Here is a 2,039-nt window from a genome sequence, read left to right as displayed (position 1 = left end):
GAGCCAGAACGGCGCGAACCCCGAACGACGACACCCGTTTTTCGACCCGTTTTTGCCTCGTGGTCGAACCAGCCCACCTATCGAGTTCCCCCCGTTTACCGCAAGGCTGGCAAGGAGAGAAAACGTCAGTCCCCATCACTGCCTGCAAGTGACAGCCGGCCCATTTGGGGCGACCTTTCCCGCCACGTTGATCGCCGGACTTGCCGGGTGCGAGGGGGAAACCGTGTGCCGCCAATTGCTCTGACGGACGTCACTGGCGTTCCGCAAACGCAATACCGTTACAACTGAGCCACGCATCATCTGTTTCCGTTCGAACGGAATTCAAGAAAATCAGCCCAGCCGGCGAGATAGCAGCTTTCTCCTTGGTCCGTCCACTGTCGCCCTCGCTCTTCCGTTTCAAGACGAATCTCAGCAATTTCTCGCGCAATTTTCTTCACATCGCCACTCTTTAGGGCAGCGCGAAGTTCGAACTCGCGCGCGATCGGAAAATAGGCCCGATCAACTCCGTGCCGACGCGCTTCCTCATCGCATGCTTTCCGACTGGCAAACGTCTGGAGCTGTTCTGCCATCGCCCGGACCGTCTCCAGATCAACATGTCCGGAAAAGATAAGCCGAATGATCTCCTCGAGGCGCGCCTCATGCGTGGCCAGCATTTCGGCGTCTACTCGCGCCTTGGTTGTTTTTGCCCCACGCTGAGCCACCTCAAAACTGGCATTCAGGCTGTCAAAGAAACGTACCACGTGTTGAAGGAAGACCTTCTCGGTTTCCGGAACATTCTCGGACGGGCCAAACATCGCCAGAATCTCACGCGCCGTAGCCGCGACACGCGCTGCATTGCTTCGCAGCTTTTTGGCACGCGCCTCTCCACCAAAGGCAGCGAACTTGGGTATCAACAACGTGCCCAATTTATCGGCATTCGGTGCATCCGTTGGGCCCCGACCTCGCGACCTTTTGGCGGGAGCGAGGGGTACAACCGGAATTTCGATTCTTTTCTCGACAAGTCTTTCAACAACGATCGGCTCAGCCCGTTGAGTCAACCGTTGGGCCTCGGCGATCAACGCCTTTTGCCGTTCCCGCCAGGCGCGTGACCGCTCTTTGGCATTCGCGTACTTTCCTGGCCGGCCAGGACCACGTTTGGTCGACTCTTGCGTCGTCATGGAGAGCTCAATTACGTACGAACTTAAATAAGTATAAGAAACCTTGGCGGAGGTAACAATATCGTACGAACTATTTTATTAAATACTGTATCCCCAACGTTTCTCCGGTTCGCTGTCCCAGTTGTCCAATCGGGTGATGAGTTGGAATACTCACACGATTCAGGAACTGATCGATTGGCCGGCGCACGTGTTTCGTACGAGTTCATCGATATCGACAACCCGGTGCCACTATTTTTTGATGGATTCGCCGGAAAACCCTGCTGGGCGGCGATGCGGCGGGAAACCCGAAGAAGGGTGCCGCTATATTCCGACCGGAATGCCTGCCAGGAGTGGCGTGGCGTGTTGTTGCCTCAGCGATGGGGAATCGATTGGCAAACGGCTATTTTCCGGCCGGAGGTTGGACTGTCATGACCAGACAGAACTAATGCGCGGCAGCTGCGCTGATGCTGAGTTTGCCTTCAGAGGCCTTGCGGTAGGCTTCGAGGGCGGCATCACGCGCTTCGCCAACCAGCGTGTAAAGCTTGACGAGTCCGTAGCCGCCAACAACTGACAGCGCTGCAACGATCAAACGAATTTCGAGGCCGTGTTCAAAGAAGAAGCTCGTGCTGAGTTCCATGATGTTTCCTTTCACAAGAGTGGTTGAATTGCCTTCATCAGGTGAAACATCACTTCATCTGACAGCTTCATCGTAGCAAGCGCGCACCGGGGCATCTGTTGGCTCTTTTCCGGGCTTGTGTAACGAGCGTCCCGCTTTTGTGACCTCGTGTGATCTCCGAAACTTTCATTGGACTAGTCCATTGAACCAGAAGAATCGCACCGGATATGGCGGGACGGATCGGCATACTTCCACTTGAGTGGTTTGGCATTTTTGTTGTACTGGCG

The 2,039-nt window shown here is 55.3% G+C and carries 2 protein-coding genes; both read right to left on the bottom strand.

Features of this window, described 5'->3' with window-relative positions; all coding sequences use genetic code 11:
• Positions 1–296: 296 nt before the first annotated feature.
• Positions 297–1,157, bottom strand: a complete 861-nt coding sequence (locus tag BO74_RS20960) for a hypothetical protein (RefSeq protein WP_496445323.1) — start codon at positions 1,155–1,157, stop codon at positions 297–299.
• A gap of 421 nt (positions 1,158–1,578) precedes the next feature.
• Positions 1,579–1,773 carry a hypothetical protein gene (locus BO74_RS20955; RefSeq protein ID WP_496445321.1) on the bottom strand — a complete coding sequence of 65 codons (195 nt, stop codon included), beginning with the start codon at positions 1,771–1,773 and terminating at the stop codon, positions 1,579–1,581.
• Between the last annotated feature and the right edge of the window lie 266 nt (positions 1,774–2,039).

The organism is Propionivibrio pelophilus DSM 12018, from assembly GCF_059569095.1.
Note: the sequence above shows the minus strand (reverse complement) of the source record. Positions and strands in the feature narration are given on the sequence as shown.

What these genes read in the sequence shown, in the direction of transcription:
- BO74_RS20955 (WP_496445321.1), bottom strand. Translation starts at nt 1,773, where the DNA reads ATGGAACTCAGCACGAGCTTCTTCTTTGAACACGGCCTCGAAATTCGT.
- BO74_RS20960 (WP_496445323.1), bottom strand. Translation starts at nt 1,157, where the DNA reads ATGACGACGCAAGAGTCGACCAAACGTGGTCCTGGCCGGCCAGGAAAG.